Annotated in this window: 23 protein-coding genes; 12 read left to right on the forward strand and 11 right to left on the reverse strand. The window is 73.5% G+C overall.

Features of this window, described 5'->3' with window-relative positions; translation table 11 throughout:
- Positions 1–16: 16 nt before the first annotated feature.
- The gene (locus PVK74_RS24445) at positions 17–607 is read right to left on the reverse strand and encodes a ClpP family protease (RefSeq protein WP_274477310.1); all 591 of its coding nucleotides are present in this window, start codon (positions 605–607) and stop codon (positions 17–19) included.
- A gap of 126 nt (positions 608–733) precedes the next feature.
- On the reverse strand, positions 734–1,375 hold the full coding sequence (locus tag PVK74_RS24450) for a helix-turn-helix domain-containing protein (protein ID WP_043330676.1): 642 nt from the start codon (positions 1,373–1,375) through the stop codon (positions 734–736).
- A 156-nt stretch (positions 1,376–1,531) separates the two neighbouring features.
- On the opposite strand from PVK74_RS24450, the gene PVK74_RS24455 reads away from it, so the two are divergent.
- On the forward strand, positions 1,532–2,545 hold the full coding sequence (locus PVK74_RS24455) for a potassium channel family protein (RefSeq protein ID WP_043326951.1): 1,014 nt from the start codon (positions 1,532–1,534) through the stop codon (positions 2,543–2,545).
- Between the two features lie 24 nt (positions 2,546–2,569).
- On the opposite strand, the gene PVK74_RS24460 is transcribed toward PVK74_RS24455, so the two are convergent.
- Entirely contained in the window at positions 2,570–3,052 is a 483-nt protein-coding gene (locus PVK74_RS24460; protein WP_174536704.1) for a MarR family winged helix-turn-helix transcriptional regulator, read from the reverse strand.
- A gap of 86 nt (positions 3,053–3,138) precedes the next feature.
- Here PVK74_RS24460 and PVK74_RS24465 point away from each other — a divergent pair, with 86 nt between their 5' ends.
- A complete protein-coding gene (locus PVK74_RS24465; RefSeq protein WP_104115126.1) occupies positions 3,139–3,786 on the forward strand; it encodes an FMN-dependent NADH-azoreductase in 648 nt (215 codons plus the stop codon).
- Between the two features lie 80 nt (positions 3,787–3,866).
- On the opposite strand, the gene PVK74_RS24470 is transcribed toward PVK74_RS24465, so the two are convergent.
- The 3 genes from PVK74_RS24470 to PVK74_RS24480 all read right to left on the reverse strand — a co-directional run bounded on the left by PVK74_RS24470 (position 3,867) and on the right by PVK74_RS24480 (position 8,275).
- Positions 3,867–4,901, reverse strand: a complete 1,035-nt coding sequence (locus PVK74_RS24470) for a 2-oxoacid:ferredoxin oxidoreductase subunit beta (protein WP_043326944.1) — start codon at positions 4,899–4,901, stop codon at positions 3,867–3,869.
- Positions 4,894–6,741, reverse strand: a complete 1,848-nt coding sequence (locus tag PVK74_RS24475; protein ID WP_113972096.1) for a 2-oxoacid:acceptor oxidoreductase subunit alpha — start codon at positions 6,739–6,741, stop codon at positions 4,894–4,896. Before PVK74_RS24475 ends, PVK74_RS24470 begins: the two co-directional genes overlap by 8 nt.
- Before the next feature lie 196 nt (positions 6,742–6,937).
- The gene (locus tag PVK74_RS24480) at positions 6,938–8,275 is read right to left on the reverse strand and encodes a hypothetical protein (protein ID WP_274477312.1); all 1,338 of its coding nucleotides are present in this window, start codon (positions 8,273–8,275) and stop codon (positions 6,938–6,940) included.
- A 188-nt stretch (positions 8,276–8,463) separates the two neighbouring features.
- Between PVK74_RS24480 and PVK74_RS24485 the strand changes: the two genes are divergently transcribed.
- Entirely contained in the window at positions 8,464–8,841 is a 378-nt protein-coding gene (locus PVK74_RS24485) for an NADH-quinone oxidoreductase subunit A (protein WP_030501070.1), read from the forward strand.
- A gap of 30 nt (positions 8,842–8,871) precedes the next feature.
- Here the strand turns inward: PVK74_RS24485 and folP are convergent, their stop codons facing one another.
- Positions 8,872–9,741 (reverse strand): dihydropteroate synthase, encoded by an 870-nt coding sequence (gene folP, locus PVK74_RS24490; RefSeq protein ID WP_113972094.1) that lies wholly within the window; start codon positions 9,739–9,741, stop codon positions 8,872–8,874.
- 152 nt (positions 9,742–9,893) lie between these two features.
- Here folP and PVK74_RS24495 point away from each other — a divergent pair, with 152 nt between their 5' ends.
- From PVK74_RS24495 to PVK74_RS24515, 5 genes are all read left to right on the forward strand, one after another.
- Positions 9,894–10,508, forward strand: coding sequence for a DivIVA domain-containing protein (locus tag PVK74_RS24495; RefSeq protein WP_104115122.1), 615 nt, complete (start codon positions 9,894–9,896; stop codon positions 10,506–10,508).
- Positions 10,505–11,005: an SRPBCC family protein gene (locus PVK74_RS24500; protein WP_043326933.1), complete on the forward strand. Its 501-nt coding sequence runs from the start codon at positions 10,505–10,507 to the stop codon at positions 11,003–11,005. Before PVK74_RS24495 ends, PVK74_RS24500 begins: the two co-directional genes overlap by 4 nt.
- Before the next feature lie 51 nt (positions 11,006–11,056).
- Positions 11,057–11,641, forward strand: coding sequence for a DNA-3-methyladenine glycosylase I (locus tag PVK74_RS24505; protein ID WP_064447752.1), 585 nt, complete (start codon positions 11,057–11,059; stop codon positions 11,639–11,641).
- 36 nt (positions 11,642–11,677) lie between these two features.
- Positions 11,678–12,301: a hypothetical protein gene (locus PVK74_RS24510; protein WP_043326931.1), complete on the forward strand. Its 624-nt coding sequence runs from the start codon at positions 11,678–11,680 to the stop codon at positions 12,299–12,301.
- Positions 12,302–12,368: 67 nt separating this feature from the next.
- Positions 12,369–13,121 carry an SDR family NAD(P)-dependent oxidoreductase gene (locus tag PVK74_RS24515; RefSeq protein ID WP_043326929.1) on the forward strand — a complete coding sequence of 251 codons (753 nt, stop codon included), beginning with the start codon at positions 12,369–12,371 and terminating at the stop codon, positions 13,119–13,121.
- A gap of 41 nt (positions 13,122–13,162) precedes the next feature.
- On the opposite strand, the gene PVK74_RS24520 is transcribed toward PVK74_RS24515, so the two are convergent.
- Together PVK74_RS24520 and PVK74_RS24525 are read right to left on the reverse strand one after the other, a co-directional pair.
- A complete protein-coding gene (locus tag PVK74_RS24520) occupies positions 13,163–13,954 on the reverse strand; it encodes an enoyl-CoA hydratase/isomerase family protein (RefSeq protein ID WP_043326927.1) in 792 nt (263 codons plus the stop codon).
- A 4-nt stretch (positions 13,955–13,958) separates the two neighbouring features.
- Positions 13,959–14,777, reverse strand: coding sequence for a PaaX family transcriptional regulator (locus PVK74_RS24525; protein WP_043326925.1), 819 nt, complete (start codon positions 14,775–14,777; stop codon positions 13,959–13,961).
- A gap of 190 nt (positions 14,778–14,967) precedes the next feature.
- Between PVK74_RS24525 and PVK74_RS24530 the strand changes: the two genes are divergently transcribed.
- Together PVK74_RS24530 and PVK74_RS24535 are read left to right on the forward strand one after the other, a co-directional pair.
- On the forward strand, positions 14,968–15,135 hold the full coding sequence (locus PVK74_RS24530) for a DUF3117 domain-containing protein (protein WP_013283866.1): 168 nt from the start codon (positions 14,968–14,970) through the stop codon (positions 15,133–15,135).
- Between the two features lie 142 nt (positions 15,136–15,277).
- Positions 15,278–16,756 carry a leucyl aminopeptidase family protein gene (locus PVK74_RS24535; protein ID WP_064447571.1) on the forward strand — a complete coding sequence of 493 codons (1,479 nt, stop codon included), beginning with the start codon at positions 15,278–15,280 and terminating at the stop codon, positions 16,754–16,756.
- 22 nt (positions 16,757–16,778) lie between these two features.
- Here PVK74_RS24535 and PVK74_RS24540 read toward each other — a convergent pair whose 3' ends face one another.
- Positions 16,779–17,351, reverse strand: coding sequence for an O-methyltransferase (locus PVK74_RS24540; RefSeq protein WP_043326924.1), 573 nt, complete (start codon positions 17,349–17,351; stop codon positions 16,779–16,781).
- Positions 17,352–17,640: 289 nt separating this feature from the next.
- Here PVK74_RS24540 and PVK74_RS24545 point away from each other — a divergent pair, with 289 nt between their 5' ends.
- Together PVK74_RS24545 and PVK74_RS24550 are read left to right on the forward strand one after the other, a co-directional pair.
- Positions 17,641–18,945, forward strand: coding sequence for a S1C family serine protease (locus tag PVK74_RS24545; protein WP_176722725.1), 1,305 nt, complete (start codon positions 17,641–17,643; stop codon positions 18,943–18,945).
- Between the two features lie 73 nt (positions 18,946–19,018).
- On the forward strand, positions 19,019–19,429 hold the full coding sequence (locus PVK74_RS24550; protein WP_043330672.1) for a twin-arginine translocase TatA/TatE family subunit: 411 nt from the start codon (positions 19,019–19,021) through the stop codon (positions 19,427–19,429).
- 63 nt (positions 19,430–19,492) lie between these two features.
- On the opposite strand, the gene PVK74_RS24555 is transcribed toward PVK74_RS24550, so the two are convergent.
- Positions 19,493–20,641, reverse strand: a complete 1,149-nt coding sequence (locus PVK74_RS24555) for an Mrp/NBP35 family ATP-binding protein (protein ID WP_030501083.1) — start codon at positions 20,639–20,641, stop codon at positions 19,493–19,495.
- Positions 20,642–20,705 lie beyond the last annotated feature (64 nt).

A 20,705-nucleotide genomic window follows, 5' to 3' on the forward strand; every position in this document is an offset into this window, starting at 1 on the left:
GGCCGGGCCGCCCGGCTCACCCGGCGAGCTGGTCGACGCGGGAGAGCACCTGGTCGATCAGGCCGTACTCGCGGGCCTCCTCGGCGGTGAACCAGCGGTCCCGGTCCCAGTCGCGCTGGATCTGCTCCAGCGTGCGCCCGCTGTGCCGCGCGATGAGCTCCTGCATGGTCCGCTTCACGTGCAGCATGTTCTCGGCCTGGATGGTGATGTCGGAGGCCGTGCCGCCCATCCCGCCGGAGGGCTGGTGCATCAGGATCCGGGTGTGCGGCAGCGCGAACCGCTTGCCGGCCGTCCCGGCGCAGAGCAGGAACTGCCCCATCGAGCCGGCGATCCCGAGCGCCAGCGTCGCGACGTCGTTCTTGACGTACCGCATGGTGTCGTAGATGGCCATGCCGGCGCTCACCGAGCCGCCGGGCGAGTTGATGTAGAGGAAGATGTCGCGCTCCGGGTCCTCGGCCGCGAGGAGCAGGATCTGCGCGCAGATCTGATTCGCCGACGCCTCGGTGACCTCGGTGCCGAGGAAGATGATCCGTTCCTTCAGCAGCCGCTCGAAGACCCGGTCGTCGAACACCGCCTGCCGATCGTCGAGCATCCAGATGCCACCCATCACCGCGCACCTCCGTACCGCCGGTGGACGGTGGACCGCCCGGGAACCCGGCGGTCTCCAGCGTCCGCCGGGCGCACGGTCGCGGCCCAGGCTTTCTGCCCGGGGCAGATCCGCCCTCGGCAGAAGCTACGCGGCGACCGGCCGCCGCCGGCCCGCGCGGGCCCGCCGCCGGGCCAGCGTGACGGAGGTACGCGGACGGGGGCGGGCGGTCGGGGCGGAGGGGGCCGGCCAGATCCGGATGCCGCCACCGAACCCGATCGGCGTGGCGGCGCCGAGGGGCGCGCCGAGCGGCGCCGGCCCGGGGCCCAGGGGCCGCAGCGTGCCGCCGAGCAGCGGCGTGGCGGTGACCGGCCGACGGGCGACGTGCGGCCGGAGCGAGACGGCGGGCCGGCGGGACACGGGCGGCCGGGACGACACGGCCGGACGGCGCGTGACGGACAGCCGGGGCGGGCCGACCCGCAGCTGCGGCCCGGTGCGGGCGACCGGCACCCGGTCGAACCGGGCCGCCGAGACTCCGGGGACGACCGGCGTCGGCCGCTCGCGGCGCAGCTCGTCACGGGCTTCTTCGAGCAGGTCGGCGAGGTGGATCCCGAGCGCCCGGCAGATCGCGGCGAGCACCTCGGAGGAGGCCTCCTTGCGTCCGCGCTCGACCTCGGAGAGGTAGGGCAGGGAGACGCCGGCGGCCTGGGCCACCTCGCGCAGCGTGCGGCCCTGGCGCAGGCGGATGCGCCGGAGCACCCCACCGATCACCCGTCGCAGCAACGACATACCGGCCTCCTCGCGGTCGGGCGCCCCGGACTTACCCATCATGCCCTCTCCACGCCTCCGGCAGCGGCCCCGACGGGTTCCGATCGTCACCCGGCGGGCCGCGTCCCCGCGTACCCGTTATCTTGTGGGCGTGCAGGTGGCGGAGCAGGACCGACGGTGATCCATTTTCCCGCGCAGCGGCGAGGGCCGCTGAGCGCGCTGAGCCTGCGCCTGCTCGCCGCTCTCGGCCTGGTCTTCGCCACGGTGTTCGTGGTGTGGCTCGACCGCGACGGCTACCGCGACGTCGACGACAGCGGCCTGAGCCTGCTCGACTGCTTCTACTACGTGGTGGTCTCGCTCTCCACCACCGGGTACGGCGACATCACGCCGGTCAGCTCGTCGGCGCGACTGGCGAACGTCCTGTTCGTCACCCCCGCCCGGGTGCTCTTCCTGATCATCCTGGTCGGCACCACCCTGGAAGTCCTGACCGAGCAGTACCGCACCGGGCGTCGCCTGTCGCGGTGGAGGAGAACCGTGAAGGACCACGTCATCATCTGCGGCTACGGCACCAAGGGCCGCAGCGCGGTCTCCGCCCTGCTGGAGAACGGCACGGACAAGTCCAAGATCGTGGTGGTCGAGCGCAGTGGCCCAGCGCTTCGGCAGGCCACCTCGAACGGCCTGGTGACGATCGAGGGCTCGGCGACCCGCTCGTCGGTGCTGGAGCAGGCGCACGTGCGTACCGCGAAGTCGGTCATCATCGCGACCGACAGCGACGACGCCTCGGTGCTGGTGGCGCTCACGGTCCGGCAGCTCACCGCCGGTCAGGTGCGGATCATCGCGGCGGTACGCGAGGCGGAGAACGCGCCGCTGCTCAAGCAGAGCGGCGCGCACCACGTGATCGTCTCGTCGGCCACGGCCGGGCGGCTGCTCGGCCTGTCCACCTCGGCCCCGCCCCTGATCGACGTGGTGGAGGACCTGCTCACCCCGGGGCAGGGCATGGCGCTGGCGATGCGGTCGGCCGAGCGCGACGAGGTGGGCCGTTCTCCGCGTGAGCTGGAGTCGCTGGTCATCGCGCTGGTCCGCCGGGGCAAGGTGGTTACGCTCAACGACCGTGCCGGAGCGGTGATCGAGACCGGCGACATGCTGGTCCACGTCCGCGACGACCGGCCGCAGGCCACCACGGCGCTCTGACCCGGTTCCGCTGAGCGCCGGCGGTCAGCAGGCGCCCGGGCCGCCCTCCGCCATCACTTCGCCGCAGGTCGACGACCGGCCCTGGGTGGCCCGTCGCAGCAGGTCGTAGAGCAGGTCCCGCTCGCCGGGCGCCAGCGCGCCGAGAACTTCCTCCTCGGCTCCGGCGAGCGCGCACTCGGCCTCGCGCAGTCGCTTCGTGCCCGCCTCGGTGAGGCGTACCTCGTGCCGGCGGCGGTCCTCCGGGGAGCGGCGGCGCTCGGCCAGGCCGTCCGCCTCCAGGTCGTTGAGCAGCCCGACCACGTTCGTGCTGTCGAGCTGGAGCGTGCCGGCGAGCGCCTGCTGGCTGATGCCGCCGGAGTCGCGCAGCACGGTGAGCGCCACCAGGTGGCGGGGGCGCAGGCCCAGTGGGGCCAGCACCGACTCCGAGCGCAGCCGCATCCGCCGGGCCAGGTGGTCGAGCAGGGGCCCGGAGCGGCGCTCGGACTCCTCGACCGGTGCGGCGGACATGTGACCCAGTTTACGCGCTCCGAGGAACATCGACCTGCTATAAATAGTTGGTTCTACACGAACGATCGTCGGAGGAGGAATCACCAATGGCACACCTGCTGCACATCGACTCCAGCATCACCGGGGAGCGGTCGATCAGCCGGCGGCTCACCGCCCGCGCGGCCGCCGCCTGGCGCGCCGCCCACCCGGACGGCACCGTCACCTACCGGGACCTGGGACAGAACCCGCTGCCGCACCTGAACACCGCGAGCGGCCTCGCGCGCATGGTGCCACCGGATCAGCACACCCCCGATCAGGCGGCGTCCTGGCGGCTGACCGAGGAGGTCGTGGCCGAGGTGAAGCAGGCCGACACGGTCCTGCTCGGGCTCCCGCTCTACAACTACGGCGCGCCCAGCAGCGTGAAGTCCTGGGTCGACCACCTGATCGCCCCCGGCATCGCCTACGACCCGGTGACGAACGCCGGGCTGCTCGGCGACCGCCAGTTCGTCGTCCTGGTCAGCCGCGGCGGCGGGTACGGCCCGGGCACCCCGCGCGAGGGCTGGGACCACGCCGAGCCGTGGCTGCCGCACGGCCTGTCCCTGACCGGCCTGGAGCCGCGGTTCATCTGCGCCGAGCTGACCCTGGCCCCGGTCAACCCGGCGATGGCCGAGCTGATCCCGCTGTTCGAGCAGAGCCTCGCCGCGGCCGAGCGGGCCGTCGACGACCTGTGGGTGCCCGCCTCGGCGGCCGCCTGACCGGGCTGCGTCACACGCGAGAGGGCGGGCCGCTCCACGGGGGAACGGCCCGCCCTCTCGCGTGACGCGTCAGCGGCGGATCAGAGGATCGTCCAAGTGTCGCCGCTGCCGAGCAGCGCGGCGAGCTGCTGCTCCGGGGTCTTGTCCACGCTCGCCTTGGCGGCCGCGACCTGCTCCTGCACCACGCTGTCGTAGGAGGGGCGGCCCACCGACCGGAACACGCCGATCGGGGTGTTGCTCAGATCCAGGCCGGGCAGCCGGGACAGCGCGAACGCGTACGCCGGGTCGGCCACGCCCGCGTCGTGCACCACGATCTCCTCGGCCGGCGTGTTCGCGGTCTCCCGGACCTCCAGGCCGAAGCCGCCCGGCGGGTGGACGACGCAGAACTGCCCGTCCTTGCCGAACGTGATCGGCTGCCCGTGCTCCAGCCGGATCAGGAAGTCGTCCCGGGTGGCCGGCTCCTTCAGCGTGTCGAACGCGCCGTCGTTGAAGATGTTGCAGTTCTGGTAGATCTCCACGAACGCGGAGCCCTCGTGCTGGGCGGCGGCCCGCAGCACCGACTGGAGGTGCTTGCGGTCCGAGTCGATCGTCCGGGCCACGAACGTGGCCTCGGCGCCGAGCGCCAGCGACAGCGGGTTGAACGGCGCGTCCGCCGAACCGACCGGCGTCGACTTGGTGATCTTGCCGACCTCGGAAGTCGGCGAGTACTGGCCCTTGGTCAACCCGTAGATCCGGTTGTTGAACAGCAGGATCTTCAGGTTGACGTTGCGGCGCAGCGCGTGGATCAGGTGGTTGCCGCCGATGGAGAGCGCGTCGCCGTCACCGGTGACCACCCAGACCGACAGGTCCGGCCGGGACACCGACAGGCCGGTGGCGATCGCCGGGGCGCGCCCGTGGATCGAGTGCATCCCGTACGTGTTCATGTAGTACGGGAAGCGCGACGAGCAGCCGATGCCCGAGACGAAGACGATGTTCTCCCGGGGGATGTTCAGCTCCGGCATGAAGCCCTGCACGGCCGCCAGGATGGCGTAGTCGCCGCAGCCGGGGCACCAGCGCACCTCCTGGTCGGACTTGAAGTCCTTGGCGGTGAGCTTGAGGGCGACGGGCTCAGACATTCTTCAGGACCTCTTCCAGCATCGTCTCCAGCTCGGCGGCGGTGAACGGCAGACCGCGGACCTGGTTGTAGCCGATCGCGTCGACCAGGTACTTCGCCCGGATCACGTGGGCGAGCTGGCCGAGGTTCATCTCCGGCACGACCACCTTGTCGTACCGGGCCAGCACCTCACCGAGGTTGGCCGGCATCGGGGCCAGGTGCCGCAGGTGCGCCTGGGCCACCGAGTGCCCGCGCTGGCGCAGGCCACGGCAGGCCGCGCCGATCGGGCCGTACGTGGAGCCCCAGCCCAGCACCAGCACCCGGGCGTCGCCGTCCGGGTCCTCCACCTCGACGGCCGGCACCGGGATGGTCTCGATCCGGGCCGCGCGGGTCCGCACCATGAAGTCGTGGTTGGCCGGGTCGTACGAGATGTCGCCGGTCTTGTCGGCCTTCTCCAGGCCGCCGATCCGGTGCTCCAGACCGGCCGTGCCGGGCACCGCCCACGGGCGGGCCAGCGTCTGCGGGTCGCGCAGGTACGGCAGGAAGGTGGTGCCGTCCTCGCCGTTGGGCTTCGTGGCGAACTCGACCCGCAGGTCGGGCAGCGACTCCACGTCCGGCAGCAGCCACGGCTCGGAGCCGTTGGCGACGTAGTTGTCCGACAGCAGGATCACCGGCGTGCGGTAGGTCAGCGCGATCCGGGCCGCCTCCAGCGCCGCGTGGAAGCAGTCCGACGGCGACTTCGGCGCGATCACCGCGACCGGCGCCTCGCCGTGCCGGCCGTACAGGGCCATGTTCAGGTCGGCCTGCTCGGTCTTGGTCGGCATGCCGGTGGACGGCCCGGCCCGCTGCACGTCGACGATGACCAGCGGCAGCTCCAGCGCCACCGCGAGGGAGATCGTCTCGCTCTTCAGCGCCACACCGGGACCGCTCGTCGTGGTGACGCCGAGCGAGCCGCCGTACGACGCGCCGAGCGCCGCGCCGACCGCGGCGATCTCGTCCTCGGCCTGCATGGTGACCACGCCGAACTTCTTGTGCTTGCTCAGCTCGTGCAGGATGTCCGAGGCCGGCGTGATCGGGTACGCGCCGAGGAACACCGGCAGCCCGGAGCGCACCCCGGCGGCGACCAGGCCCAGCGACAGCGCCGCGTTGCCGGTGATGTTCCGGTAGGTGCCGGGCAGCATCTTGGCCGGCTTGACCTCGTACCGGACGGAGAAGTCCTCGGTGGTCTCGCCGAAGTTCCAGCCGGCCCGGAACGCGGCCACGTTCGCCGCCACCAGCTCGGGGCGGGCCGCGAACTTGCGCTCCAGGAAGCGCAGCGTGGACTCGTACGGGCGGGAGTACATCCAGCTCAGCAGCCCGAGCGCGAACATGTTCTTGGCGCGCTCGGCGTCCTTCTTGGAGACGTCGTGCTCGGCCAGCGCGCCGATCGTCATCGAGGTGAGCGCCACCGGGTGCACCGCGTACCCGTCGAGCGAGTCGTCGTCCAGCGGGCTGGTCGCGTAGCCGACCTTCGCCAGGTTGCGCCGGGTGAACTCGTCGGTGTTGACGATGATGTCCGCCCCGCGCGGCAGGTCGGCCAGGTTGGCCTTGAGCGCGGCCGGGTTCATCGCCACCAGCACGTTCGGCGCGTCACCCGGGGTCAGGATGTCGTAGTCGGCGAAGTGCACCTGGAAGCTGGAGACGCCGGGGAGGGTGCCGGCGGGGGCGCGGATCTCGGCCGGGAAGTTGGGCAACGTGGAGATGTCGTTGCCCAGCTGCGCCGTCTCCGACGTGAACCGGTCGCCGGTGAGCTGCATGCCGTCGCCGGAGTCCCCGGCGAACCGGATGACCACCCGGTCCAGTTGACGGATCTGCTTGGTCACACCCGCACCTCGCTTCGCTGAGCGCCGTCGCCCCTGCCGGCCCGGCCCGCTCCGATTCTCACGTCAGAGCCTACGTCGCCACGTTAGGGCCACCTTGGTCGAGGTCCGACGTATGGGACTGGTTCGGGCCGCTGTATGCCCCGCTTTGCAGCGTTTAGTACCTGGGTCCGTAACCCAGATCACCACGTATTCATGATCACCGGTCGGTTGCCGGCCGCTCCGGCACCGTGATGTCACTGCGGCGGCGCAGCGAGCGGGTCGCCAGCGTCAGCGCGAGCACGACCAGGAGGCCGGACACGGCGATCAGCGCGATCGCGGTCCGCCGGGTCGAGGCGTCGTCGTCGGCCGGCCCGCCACCGGCGGCGAGCACGCCCTGCGAGGCGGTCGGACCCGGCACGCCCACCGGCGGGGTGGCGTCCGCCGCGGCGGCGCTGATCCGGAAGCTCATCTGCACCTGCCGCTCCCGCCCGCTGCGCGGGTCCAGCCGGCCGATCACCGCGCCGGCCAGCGGGGCACGGCGCTGCGCCTCGGCCGAGGCGGCGAGCGTCAACCGCAGGGTCGCGGTCCGCCCGGCCGGCAGGACGCCCAGCTCGCACCGGGTCCGGTCGGGCGTCACCGCGGCGCAGCCGCTCCCGGTGTCGCCGGCAGTCACACCGGCCGGCAGGAGCACCTCGACACGGCCCGCGGCGTCGACCTCGCCGGTGTTGCCGAGCCGGACGGTGAGCGTGCTGGGCGCGCCACTGATGTCGAACAGCACCTCGTCGGCGCGCAGCGAGATCCCGGGCACCGGCGGCCCGGGCGGGAAGAGCACCGGGAAGCCCTCGTCGTCGTACGCCGCTCCGCTGACCCCCGGCGCGACGGCGGTGACCTGCACGGAACCGGTCAGCGGCATGGTCCGCCAGGCGTCGCCGTCGACCCGTACCCGGATGGTCGCGCTGAACCGGGCGCCCGGCTCGGCGTCCCACCCGACGCAGCTGTGGTTGGCGCCGCCGGTCGGCTGGCAGCCCGGCGTGCCCGCGTCGGTCAGCCCGGGCGGCAGCGTGTAGGCGAGCGTGATCCGCTCCGCCCGGCCGCCGGTGTTCGTCACCGTCACCCGCAGCGTGGCAACCGTGCTGTCGGCATTCCAGTAGTCGGGGGTGAGCACCACGTCCTCGGTGTTCACCCGTACCCCGAGCGGCCCGCCGGGCGGCTGGGCCGAGGGTGGCGGCGGGGGCTGGACCGGCGGCACGACCGGCGGCGGCGCGCTGGTGGTGTTCGGGGCCGCGCTGGTCGGCGCCGGTTCGGCGGGCGGGCTGCTGACCGGCGGGGCCGGCGCGGTGGTGACCGGCGGCGGAGGCGTGCTCGGGGGTGGCGGCGCCTCGGTGGGCGGCGGTGCGGGCGAGCTGGTTCCCGGGTCCGCGGTGGGGACCGGTTCGGTCGGCTCGCCGGCTGGATCGGCGGGTTCGATCACCCGGGCCAGGCCGGCCGGACCTCCGGCGGCGGCCGTGGCTCCGGCCGGCGCCACCGCCACCGCCGCCGCGACCAACGCGGGCACCAGCAGTGCGAGGGTACGACGGAGCGCGGCCCGCCGAACGGGTCGAACGCGCAGGCGGGCCATCTGTCCTCCGGGGCGGGTCAAGGTGTCCCATTATTCGGTGATGCTTGCCTTCAGGCACTAGTCCTGCCAGGAAACGAATTCGTAACGTGTCCGGGACATCTGGACGGGACCGGTACGCTCCGCTCGTGACCGGATATCTCGGCTCGTACGCCACGCTCGGTCTGCTACTGCTCGCCGCCGTGCTCTTCTTCGTGACGGCGTTCTCCGCGAACCGGGTGTTACGTCCGAGCCGCCCGGCCGAGCCGTGGGGCAAACGGGCCACGTACGAGTGCGGCATCGACCCGGTCGGCGGCGACTGGGCCCAGATGCAGATCCGCTACTACGTCTACGCCTACCTGTACGTGCTCTTCGCGGTCGAGGCGGTCTTCCTGTTCCCCTGGGCGCTGGTGTTCGACCGGCCCGGCTTCGGCGCCACCACCGTGGTCGAGATGGGCGTCTTCGTGGCGATCGTCGCGCTCGGCATCCTCTACGCCTGGCGGCGCGGCGTCCTGCGCTGGACCTGACCCGTCAGGCGCCGCGCGTCACCTGACCTCCTAGGCCAGCCCGCGCCGGGTCGCCGCCGGCGGCCGGTCGCCCCGGATCGAGGCCACCATGTCCAGCACCCGGCGGGTCTCGCGGACCTGGTGGGCGCGGAACACCCGGGCGCCGAGCCAGGCCGAGACCGCGGTGGCGGCGAGCGTCCCCTCCAACCGCTCGGGCACCGGCAGGTCGAGCGTCTCGCCGATGAAGTCCTTGTTCGACAGGGCCACCAGCAGCGGCCAGCCGGTGTCGGACAGCTCCGCCAGCCGCCGGGTGATCTCCAGCGAGTGCCGGGTGTTCTTGCCGAAGTCGTGCGCCGGGTCGATCAGGATGCCGTCCCGGCGTACGCCCAGCCCGGCCGCGCGTTCGGCCAGCCCGGTCACCGTGGTGAGCACGTCGGCCACCACGTCGTCGAAGTGGGCCCGGTGCGGCCGGGTACGCGGCGCGAGCCCGCCGGCGTGCGAGCAGACCAGCCCGGCGCCGGTCGCCGCGGCGACCCGGGCCAGCGCCGGATCCGCCCCCGACCAGGTGTCGTTGAGCAGGTCCGCGCCGGCCGCCACCGCCTCCACCGCCACCTCGGCCCGCCAGGTGTCGATGGAGACGACCACCTCGGGGAAGGCGGACCGGACCGCGGCGATGGTGTCCACCGTCCGCCGGATCTCCTCGGCCACGTCCACCTCGTCGCCCGGGCCGGCCTTCACCCCGCCGATGTCGATGATCTCGGCGCCCTCGTCGACCGCGCGCTCCACCGCGCGCAGCGCGCTGTCCTGGGCGAACGTGGCGCCCCGGTCGAAGAACGAGTCGGGCGTGCGGTTGACGATCGCCATCACCACCAGCTCACCGGGGCCGAACGTCCGTCCGCCCAGCCGCAACGCCCCGGTCATGCCCGCCTCCTCGTCGCCCGCGCTCGCCGGCCGGTCCGACGCTATCCGGTCCCGTGTGCGCCACCCCTGCCGGTCCCGTGCGTCGGACGCATTTACCGACCGGACGTCCCGGAGGGCTCGCCCGATCCCGGCCCGCATGCCACGATCTGTGCATGGGTGAGGTTCTGCTCCTCTTGGTCGTCGCGCTGACAGTCGCGGCGGTGGTGTTCGGCGTGACGGTGCTGGTCTCCGGCAAGGATCCGGGCCTGACACCGGCCGAGCCGGACGGGCGGGCCGTGCCCCTGCCGGGCAGCCGTCCGCTCGACGAGTCGGACGTGACAGGCGTCCGCTTCGACACGGCGCTGCGCGGCTACCGGATGGCCCAGGTCGACTCCGCGCTGCGCCGCGCGGCGTACGACATCGGCTACAAGTCCGAGCTGATCAGCGTGTTGGAGGCGGAGAACGCGGCCCTGCGCGACGGCCGCACCGAGGACGCCGACGCGCTGCGCCGGGCGCGCGAGGAGGCCGCCGCGACCCGGCCCGAGACCGAGCAGGCGGTCGACCCGTCCGACCCGGAGCCGGTGGTGATCGACCTGTCCGCGCCCGAGCAGCCGTCCCGTACCGACGCCGACGGACAGCCGGGAGGCACCCCGGCCGAGCCGGGCGTGGCGGAGGCCCCCGCCGCCGCGGCGACCGAGGACACCGTCTCCCCGGCGAACGGGATCGCTGCCGGCTCGGCCGACGACGACCGGGAGCGCGGTTCGGTGGTCCGGTCGGAGTCCGCGTGACCGGCGCCGGCCGCCCGGCCGACGACTTCACCGAGGCGTCCCGGCGCGGCGCCGGCGAGGTCACCGCCACCGTGATCGTCGACGCGCCGGCCGATCGCGTCTTCGCCGCGCTCACCGCCTGGGAACGCCAGTCGGACTGGATCCCGCTGACCCGGGTCCGGGTGGTCGAGGGTGACGGCGGTGAGGGCAGCCTGGTCGAGGCGGTCACCGCGCTCGGCCCGGCCGTGCTCCGGGACGAGATGCGTGTGGTCCGGGTCGACGCCCCGTACGAGGTCGGCGTGGTGCACTGCGGCAAGCTGCTGCGCGGCCCCGGCGTGCTGCGCTGCACCCCGATGGACCGCGACCGCACCCAGGTGGTCTGGCACGAGTGGTTCCACCTGCCGGGTGGCCCGGCCGGGCGGGTGGCCTGGCCGGTGCTCTGGCCCGGCTCGAAGTTCAGCCTCACCCAGGCGTTGAAGAAGTTCGCCCGGCTGGTCGAGCAGGGCCGGCTGCCCTGACCGGCGGTCGGCGCGGCGGGGCTGTCGGTGGCCCGGCCTATCGTGGACGCCGTGACTGACCTGGTGAACGGCCCCGACGGGCTGCCGCGCTGCGCGTGGGGAGCGAGCACCCCCGACTACGCCGTCTACCACGACGAGGAGTGGGGCCGGCCGCTGCGCGGCGACGACGCGCTCTACGAGCGGCTGACGCTGGAGGCGTTCCAGTCCGGCCTGTCCTGGCTGACCATCCTGCGCAAGCGGCAGGCGTTCCGGGACGCCTTCGCCGGGTTCCGGATCGAGTCGGTGGCCCGCTACGGCGAGTCCGACGTGGCCCGGCTGATGGCCGACGCGGGGATCGTCCGCAACCGGGCCAAGATCGAGGCGGCGATCGCCAACGCCCGGGCCGCGTCGGAGCTGCCCGAGGGCCTCTCCGCGCTGCTCTGGTCGTTCGCGCCGCCGCCCCGGGCGGCGCGCCCCCGGTCCTTCGCCGAGGTGCCGGCCACCAGCCCGGAGTCCGCCGCGATGGCCAAGGCGCTCAAGAAGCGGGGCTTCCGGTTCGTCGGCCCCACCACCGCCTACGCGCTGATGCAGGCCACCGGCATGGTCGACGACCACCTGGCCGACTGTCACGTGAGCGGTGACCGGGCCGGGGTGTGACCGAGCGCGCCACCTCCGGCGTGATGGGATTGGGACATGACCGACACCGAGCCGCGTACGAGCGGGACGACCGACGGTGAGACCACTACCGGCGCCTGGGCGGTGCTGCTGCCCGCCGAGCGCTTCGAGGCCGAGCGGCTGGTGCACCACGACGTGCTGGAGCTGACCGGGCCGGCCGCAGCGGCTCGCCCGCGCCCCGGCGACCGGGTGGCGGTGCTGGTCGACGAGCCGCTGCGGCTGGTCGCGCTCGGCCGGGTCGCGCTCGCGGCGTCCGGGACCCGGGAGGACCCGGACGATCCGCAGTCCGACCTGGCGGCCGGGCCGCTCGTGGTCGCGTACACCCGGCGGGCGCTGGACGAGCCGGTTCCGGTCGACGGCCCGGCGCCGGACGGACCGGTGGTCGCGCTCGACCCGGCCCGCTGGCGGGCGCTGGCCGACCGGCTCGGCCCGCCGCCGGCCCGCAGCACCTGGCTGGTCAGCCTGGACCTGCCGATCGAGGCGGCGTCGCGGGCCGAGGCGGTCCGGATCTTCTGGTCCTACGTGCAGGAGCTGGGCCCGCGGGAGCTGCCGGCGTTCGTCTCGCCCTACGGCGACGAGCTGGCCATGCAGGCGTTCGTGCTCGGCGTCGAGGCCAACCAGGATCCGGAAGAGGACGACTGACCCCCCGTCCCGGGCGGTAGCGTCCGGGACGAGGGCCGGCGCCGGCCGGCGTGGTCAAGGGGGTGCCATGCGGTTCCGGGACAGGGTCGTGCTGGTGACCGGCGGAGCGTCCGGCCTGGGCGAGGCGACGGCGCGCCGGTTCGCCGCCGAGGGCGGCAAGCTGGTGATCGCGGACATCAACACCGAGGGCGCCGAACGGGTGGCGTCGAGCCTGCCGGACGCGCTCGCGGTGACCATGGACACCGGCGACGCCACCTCCGTCGAGCGCGGCATCGCCGAGGCGGTCGCGCGGTACGGCCGGCTCGACGTGATCTTCAACAACGCCGGCATCGACGGGCAGCAGCAGGCGCTGCACGAGATGGACCTGGCGAACTGGGAGAAGGTCCGCCGGATCAACGGCGACGGCGTGTTCTACGTGCTGCGGTACGGCATCGACGCGATGCTGCGCTCCGGCGGCGGCGCGATCGTCAACACCTCGTCCACGGCCGGGCTGACCGCGCAGGACAACATCTCGCCGTACACGTTCACCAAGGCCGGCATCGTCGGGCTGACCCGGTCCGCGGCCGTCGAGTACGCCGCCCGGGGCGTACGCGTCAACGCGGTCGCCCCGACAGTGGTGATGACCCCGCTCGTGGAGCACTTCATCGCGAACGCGCCGGACCCGGAGCAGATGCGCCGGCAGATGGAGTCGTTCAACCCGAAGCCCGGCATCCCGACCGCCGACGACGTGGCGGGCGTGGTGCTCTTCCTCGCCTCCGACGACGCGGCCTGGGTCACCGGGCACACGATCCCCATCGACGGCGGCTACGTGGCCCGCTGAGCGGGCGCGCGAGGGGTGCCCGGCGCCCGCCCCGGCCCGGTTCAGCGGCCCTCGAAGACCGGCTTCTGCTTGTTGACGAACGCCTTGGTGGCGGCGTGGTGGTCGGCGGTGGCGCCGCAGATCGCCTGCGCCTGCGCCTCGGCGGCCAGCGCGTCGGCGAGCGTGCCGGCGTCGGCGATGGAGAGCTGGCGCTTGATCGCCCCGTACGCGACGGTCGGGCCGGCGGCGAGCCGCGCGGCCAGCTCCTGCGCGGCCGGGAGCACCTGCTCGTCGTCGTCCACCAGCCGGTTCAGCAGGCCCAGCCGGCAGGCGTCGTCGGCGCTCACCGGCTCGGCGAGCATCAGCAGCTCGACGGCCTTGGCGTGGCCGACCAGCCGGGGCAGCGTCCAGGACGCGCCGGTGTCGGCGGCCAGCCCCACCCCGGCGAAGGCCATCAGGAAACGGGTCTTCGGGCCGCCGATGCGGAAGTCGGCGAGCAGGGCCAGTGAGGCGCCCGCCCCGGCGGCCATGCCGCGCACCGCGGCGACCACCGGCTTGGGCAGGTTGGCCAGCCGGGCGGCGATCGGGTTGTAGTGCGCCCGGACCGTGCCCAGCGGGTCGGCGTCGGCCGAGTCCAGCGTCTGCACGTGCTCGCGCAGGTCCTGCCCGGCGCTGAACGAGCCGCCCGCGCCGGTCAGCACCACGGCCCGGCAGGAGCGGTCGGTCTCCAGCTCGGCCAGGGTGTCCCGGAGCGCCTCCTTGAGCGCCACGTCGAGCGAGTTCATCGCCGTCGGGCGGTTCAGCGTCAGGGTGACGACGGCGTCGGTGCGGTCGACGAGCAGCGGCTCGGTCACGTTTCTAACGACCCTTCTGTCGTGCCAGGCGGTTGCTCGCGTCGAGGCACTGCTCGACGTACCGGTCGGCGGCCGGCCGGAGCCGGGCGGCGTGCCGGTCGAAGAAGCTGGCCGCGCTGGTGCCCGGCCACCGCTCGGGTAGCAGCGCCGGTGGCAGCTGCGGGTCCCGGAACAGGAACGTACGCCACGCGTGCACGAGCCGGAACCGGGCCGCGTACGCGTCCTCGTCGCTGCTGCGCACCGTGACGCCGGACAGGAGCGGCTTCTGCTCGGCGACGAAACGCTCGTACGCCCGGCCGATCTCGGCCAGGTCCCAGGCGCGGCGGACCACGCCCATCGCGCCGGGCGTGCCGGAGGTGTGGGCGGCGGTGAAGCGCTCGTAGCGCACGCCCGCCTCGTCGAGCAGCAGGTCGACGTCCTCGCCGGCGCGGGTGGCGACCCAGGTGCAGTCGTCGAGCGTGCCGTAGCCGAGGAAGCTGAGGTTGGCGGCGAGCCGCTGCCGGTCGCGGCGGGACGCGGGCGGGGTGAGCACCAGGAGGTCGAACCGTCCGTCCCAGCTGTGCCGTCCGGTCCGGTAGATCCGCGACGCCGCCTCGTCGAGTCGACGGGCCGCCTTCGGGGTGATCGAATACCCGGGTCCGGAGGCGAGCCGGAGTGGTTCCAGCCAGCCCTGGCGGACCATCCGGCTGACCGCGGTGCGCACCGCCGGTGGGGCGATCCCGAGCGGGGCGAGCAGCTTGACCAGGGCGGCGACGGGTGCGCGGCCACCTCGGGCCCGGAGGTGGTCGCCGTACAGGTCGAAGAGTGCCGACCGTGCCTGCATGACCGCACATTGTGACAGGCCTATCCAAGATAAGCTAGATGCTGTTACATCAATGCTGCTTCGGTTTGGGTCCGGCGGTGTTCATCAGGGAAAATCGTTGGTCGAGCCTCCCGTGATGGTTGCGGTTGGCGTTGGCGAAGTGGCTGTGGGGCAACTCACCGACCCTGGTGTAGGTCTGAGGGGAGACAACATGGCGGCGATGAAGCCGCGGACGGGCGACGGTCCGCTGGAAGTCACCAAGGAGGGCCGGGGCATCGTCATGCGTGTCCCGCTGGAGGGTGGTGGCCGGCTCGTCGTCGAGATGACTCCCGACGAGGCCACCGCGCTGGGTGACGCGCTGAAGGCGGCAGCGGGCTGATTCGAGGAGTGTCCGCGTGGCGTCCGCCGCGCGGGCGGTTCGTCATACCCTGAGCCACCGGCACCGCCGGTGGCTCAGGGCCTTCTCTGCGGGTGAGCGATGAAACGTCCCCGTTGAAACCATTTCGGAGGTACGGTCCAGCGTGCTGGTCATTCGTCTGGTGAGTGGGCCCGCGGGGTCCGACGCTCTCGTCCTGCCCGTCCGTCCCGGGAAGCCCGACTCCGTGGACTCGTCCGGCTCTCCGGCCGAACTGGTCCCGACCGCCGTCGCGCCCGGCGACGACGTCCGGGCCGAGGCCGCCGCCCTGCTGCCCGCCACCCGGCTCACCGGCGCCGCCGGTGAGGTACGCGAGCACCTGCGTCCCGGCGGCGCTCCGGCACGGCTGTGGCTGCTCGGCGTCGGGTCCGGCGACGAGCGCGACTGGCGCACCGCGGGCGCCGCGCTGGCCCGCGCGGCGAAGGATGAGACGCAGATCACCATCGCGCTTCCCGGCGAGGCGACCGAGGCGCTGCGCGGCCTGGCCGAGGGCCTGCTGCTCGGCTCGTACCGCTTCCGCCTCACCGAGTCCGGCGGACGCCCGGCCCTGGCCGAGGCGCTGGTGCTCGTCGACGACCCGGAGGCGCTCGCGGGCACGCTCGACGCCGCCCGGACCACCGCCGAGATGACCCGCCTGGCCCGGGACCTCACGAACACGCCCTCGTCCACCAAGAACCCGGAGTGGTTCGCCGAGCAGGTGGCCGGCGCCGCGTCCGGCCGGACCGGCCTGCACCTGCGGGTACGCGGTCCGCAGGAGCTGGCGGCCGAGGGCTTCGGCGGCATCCTGGCCGTCGGCGGCGGCTCCGCCAGCGGCCCCCGCCTGGTCGAGCTGGACTGGCGGCCCGACGGCGCGCGCACCCACGTGGTCCTCGTCGGCAAGGGCATCACGTTCGACACCGGCGGCATCTCGATCAAACCGGTGCCCGCCATGAAGCTCATGCGCAAGGACATGGCCGGCGCCGCCGCGGTGATCGCCGCGACGCTCGGCGCCGCCGAACTGGGGCTTCCGGTACGGGTCACCACGCTGGCCCCGCTCGCCGAGAACATGGTCAGCGGGTCGGCGTTCCGCCCCGGCGACGTGATCCGGCACTACGGCGGGCTGACCAGCGAGAGCACCAACTCCGACGCGGAGGGCCGGCTGGTCCTCGCCGACGCGATGGCGTACGCGGTCCGCGAGCTGAAGCCCGACCTGCTGATCGACCTGGCCACGCTGACCGGCGCGAACGCGGTGGCCCTCGGCAAGCGGCACGCGGCGCTCTACAGCGAGAACGACGCCCTGGCCGGCGACCTGCTCGACGCGATCACCGCGGCCGGTGAGCGGGCCTGGCGGATGCCGCTCGCCGACGACTACGTCGAACACCTGGCCAGCGACGTCGCCGACCTGCACAGCTCACCGGCGCAGGGCGCCGGCTCGGTGGTGGCCGCGCTGTACCTGCGGGAGTTCACCGGTGACCTGCGGGACCGGTGGGCGCACCTGGACATGTCCGCGCCGTCGTGGTCCGACGACACGCACGGCGAACTGGTCAAGGGCGCCACCGGCTGGGGCGTACGCGGGTTGCTGCGCTGGCTGGCGACGCTGGGCTGAATCAGGCGTGCCGGGGCATGATTCAGCTCTTCACGGCGGCGAGCAGGCCGTGGCCGACCGGCAGCAGCGCGGGCACCCAGTTCTCCGACTCGCGGATCGCCTTGATGGCCTCCCGCACGGTGACCGTCTCGACGTCCCGCGCGGCCGGATCGCCGACCCGGCCGGCCGCGAGCGCGCCGTTGAGCGCGAGCACCCCGCCGGGGCGCAGCAGCCGCAGCGCCGCGTCCACGTACGCGGCGAAGCCGGTGGCCGCCGCGTCCACGAAGACCAGGTCGTAGGCGCCGTCCGCGAGGCGGGGCAGCACGTCGAGGGCCCGGCCGGTGATGATCCGGGTACGCCCCGACGGGAAACCCGCCTCCTGGAACAGCCGCCGGGCGATGCGCTGGTACTCCACCTCGACGTCGATCGTGGTGAGCACCCCGTCCGGGCGCATGCCGCGCAGCAGCCAGATGCCGCTCACCCCGGTGCCGGTGCCGATCTCCACCACCGCCCGGGCGTTGCCGGCGGCGGCGAGCAGCCGCAGGGCGGCTCCCGACCCGGGCGTGACCGCCTCCAGGCCCACCTCGTGGGCGAGGGCGCGGGCCGTGCGCAGCACGAGGTCCTCGGTGACGTACGACTCGGCGAAGTGAAGCGCCTGGGCCGTCGAACTGCCGTGACCGGCGACCGTGGCGATGGGACACCTCCGGGGGCGGACTGGTGCGAGGGGCGGTATGCACTGTGAGCGTAGAGGCGGGCCGGTACCCGCGCAGCCGCGAGTCCGCTGTGAAGCGGTCACGGAGGGCAACCCCTGACTCCATTCGCGTCATCCGTGTAATCCTGGATGCGTCCCGCGCGTCACGGTCGTCCGGCTCCGCCGGTCTCCGGCGCGGGGCGAGGGGGACGGAGTGGGAGGCACCGACGTGACCGACGGCTGGGACTGGCGCCGGCCCGGCGGATCACCGGCACCGGGTGGACCGGCGCCGGGACGACCCGCGCAGGACGCCCCGGGTCAGGCGACGTCGCCGTGGTGGTCGGACGCGCTCGCCGACCCGTGGCGGGACCCGTACGCGCCGGCCGCCGTGGTCGTTCCGGCGGCACCGACACCGGGCGCGGGTGAGCCGGAGCCGGTCACCGATCCGGACCTGCCGACCCGGCCGGGACTGCGCCAGATGGTGCTGATTTCCCTGGTCACCGCGTTGCTGGCCGGTTCCCTGGGCAGCGCCCTGACGTACGCCCTCCTGCGCGGCGGTGACGTGCCGACGCTCGGCGCGCAGTCGGGGCAGGCCCCGGCGCTGGCCCAGCGCAAGCCCGAGTCGCTCGCGGGCGTCGCCGAGCGGGTCCTGCCCAGCGTGGTCACCATCCGGGTGGTCAGTCTCGGCGGCACCAGCGAGGGCTCCGGCTTCGTGGTCAGCGCCGAGGGGCACATCGTCACGAACGACCACGTGGTCGCCGACGGCCCCGGAAAGGCGACGGTCGTGTTCAACGACGGCAGCACCGCCGCGGGCACCGTGGTCGGGCAGGACCCGGAGTCGGACATCGCAGTGATCAAGGTCTCCCGCTCCGGGCTGACGCCGGTGCAGTTCGGCGACTCCGACGCGCTCGCTGTCGGTGACCCGGTGCTCGCGATCGGCTCGCCGCTGTCGCTCGCCAACACCGTCACCGCCGGCATCGTGAGCGCGCTGGACCGGACGATGCAGGCCGGCGAGCCGGGCGGGCCGACCCGCTACTACGCGGCGATCCAGACCGACGCCGCGGTCAACCACGGCAACTCCGGCGGCCCGCTCGTGGACGGCGCCGGCCGGGTGGTCGGGGTGAACTCGACGATCAAGTCACTGGTGGCCGACGGGCAGGAGGCCGGCAACATCGGTCTCGCCTTCGCCATCCCGATCAACCAGGCGAAGCGGATCACCGAGGACATCATCGGCACCGGCAAGGCCCGGCGTACGGTGATCGGCGCCCAGGTCGGCGGCACCGGCGCCACCGGCGGCGGGGTACGCCTCAACGCGGTCGAGCCGGCCGGTCCGGCGGCGGCCGCCGGGCTGCGCACCGGGGACGTGGTGCTGCGGCTGGACGGCCATCCGATGACCGACCCGACCGATCTGGTGGCGCTGGTGCGCAAGTACGCGCCCGGGTCGGTGGTGACTGTCGAGTACCGGCGGGGGTCGGCGCGGCAGAACGCCTCGGTGACGCTCGCCGCCGACGCGAAGTGAGCACCGGTCACCCCCTCCCGGATGGTCACCTGACGTGCGTAGTCTTGCCGTGGACACGGACGAGGAGGCCGCGGTGTTCGAGAACCTGAACTGGTGGGAGATCGGCGTCCTGCTGCTCCTGGCGCTGTTGATCTTCGGGGACCGGCTGCCCAACGTCATCAACGACGGTCTCCGGATGGTCCGCAACCTGCGCAGCATGGCGCGCAACGCCACCGGCGACCTGAGCCGCGAGCTGGGTACGGACATCCAGCTGGAGGACCTGCACCCCAAGGCGTTCATCCGCAAGCACCTGCTCAGCGAGGACGACGAGCAGGCGATCCGCAAGCCGCTGCAGAGCATGTACGACAACCTGCGCTCGGACGTCACCGGCGTGCACGACGAGCTGAAGGACGTCGCGAAGGCCGCCGACCTGCGTACCCCCAGCGTCGCGACCAGCACCCCCACCCCGCCGGCCCCCCGCCCGTCCTACGACGACGCCACCTGAGCCGGAAAAGGGACCGCCCCCTCTCGCGTGCGGCGGGAAGGGGCGGTTGGGGAGCGGTGGGAGCTAGCGGCCGGCGGGCTTCAGGCCCAGGGGCTTGCCGAGCAGGGACTCGCGGCGTACGGCCAGGCGGTCGGCGACCTGGAACAGGGCCTTCGCGGCGGGAGCGTCCGGCTGCGCCAGCACGATCGGCTGACCGGCGTCGCCGCCCTCGCGTACCCGGGTGTCCAGCGGGATCTGCCCCAGCACCGGCACCTGCGCGCCGATGGTCCGGGTCAGCGACTCGGCCACCGCCGCGCCGCCACCGGCCCCGAAGACCTCCATCCGGGAGCCGTCCGGCATCTCCAGCCACGACATGTTCTCGATGACGCCGACCACCCGCTGGTGGGTCTGCAACGCGATCGCGCCGGCCCGCTCGGCCACCTCCGCGGCGGCCGCCTGCGGCGTGGTGACCACCAGGATCTCCGCGTTCGGCAGCAACTGGGCCACCGAGATCGCGATGTCGCCGGTGCCCGGCGGCAGGTCGAGCAGGAGGACGTCCAGGTCGCCCCAGTAGACGTCGGCGAGGAACTGCTGGAGCGCCCGGTGCAGCATCGGCCCGCGCCAGACCACGGCGGCGTTGCCGGGGGTGAACATGCCGATCGAGATGACCTTCACGCCGTGCGACTGCGGCGGCATGATCATGTCTTCGACGCGGGTCGGCGCGCCGTCGGCGCCGAGCATCCGGGGCACCGAGTGGCCGTAGATGTCCGCGTCCACCACACCCACCGACAGTCCCCGCGACGCCAGCGCGGCGGCCAGGTTGACGGTCACGCTCGACTTGCCGACACCGCCCTTGCCGCTGGCCACCGCGTAGACGCGGGTCCGCGAGCCGGGCTGGGCGAACGGGATCACCGGCTCGGCAGTGGCGCCACCGCCGCGCAGCTTCGACTGCAGCTCCTGGCGCTGCTCCGGGCTCATCACCCCGAAGACGATCTCCACGCCGCTCACGCCGGGCACCGCGCCCACGGCGGCGGTGATGTCGCTGCGCAGCTTGTCCTTCAGCGGGCAGCCGGCCACGGTGAGCAGCAGCTCCACCCGGACCACGCCGTCGTCGTCCCGCTCGGCGGACTGGACCATGCCGAGTTCGGTGATCGGCCGGCGGATCTCCGGGTCGTTGACGGTGGCCAGGGCGGCCTGGATCGCGTCGGAGACGGTGCTGACGGGTGCTGACATGCCCGCAATGCTACGTCGCGGGTCATCGGCCACCGCCGCTGGCGGGGGCGGTGTGAGCGATTCG

The sequence above is a fragment of the Micromonospora chalcea genome (genome assembly GCF_028768405.1).
Taxonomy (GTDB): domain Bacteria; phylum Actinomycetota; class Actinomycetes; order Mycobacteriales; family Micromonosporaceae; genus Micromonospora; species Micromonospora chalcea.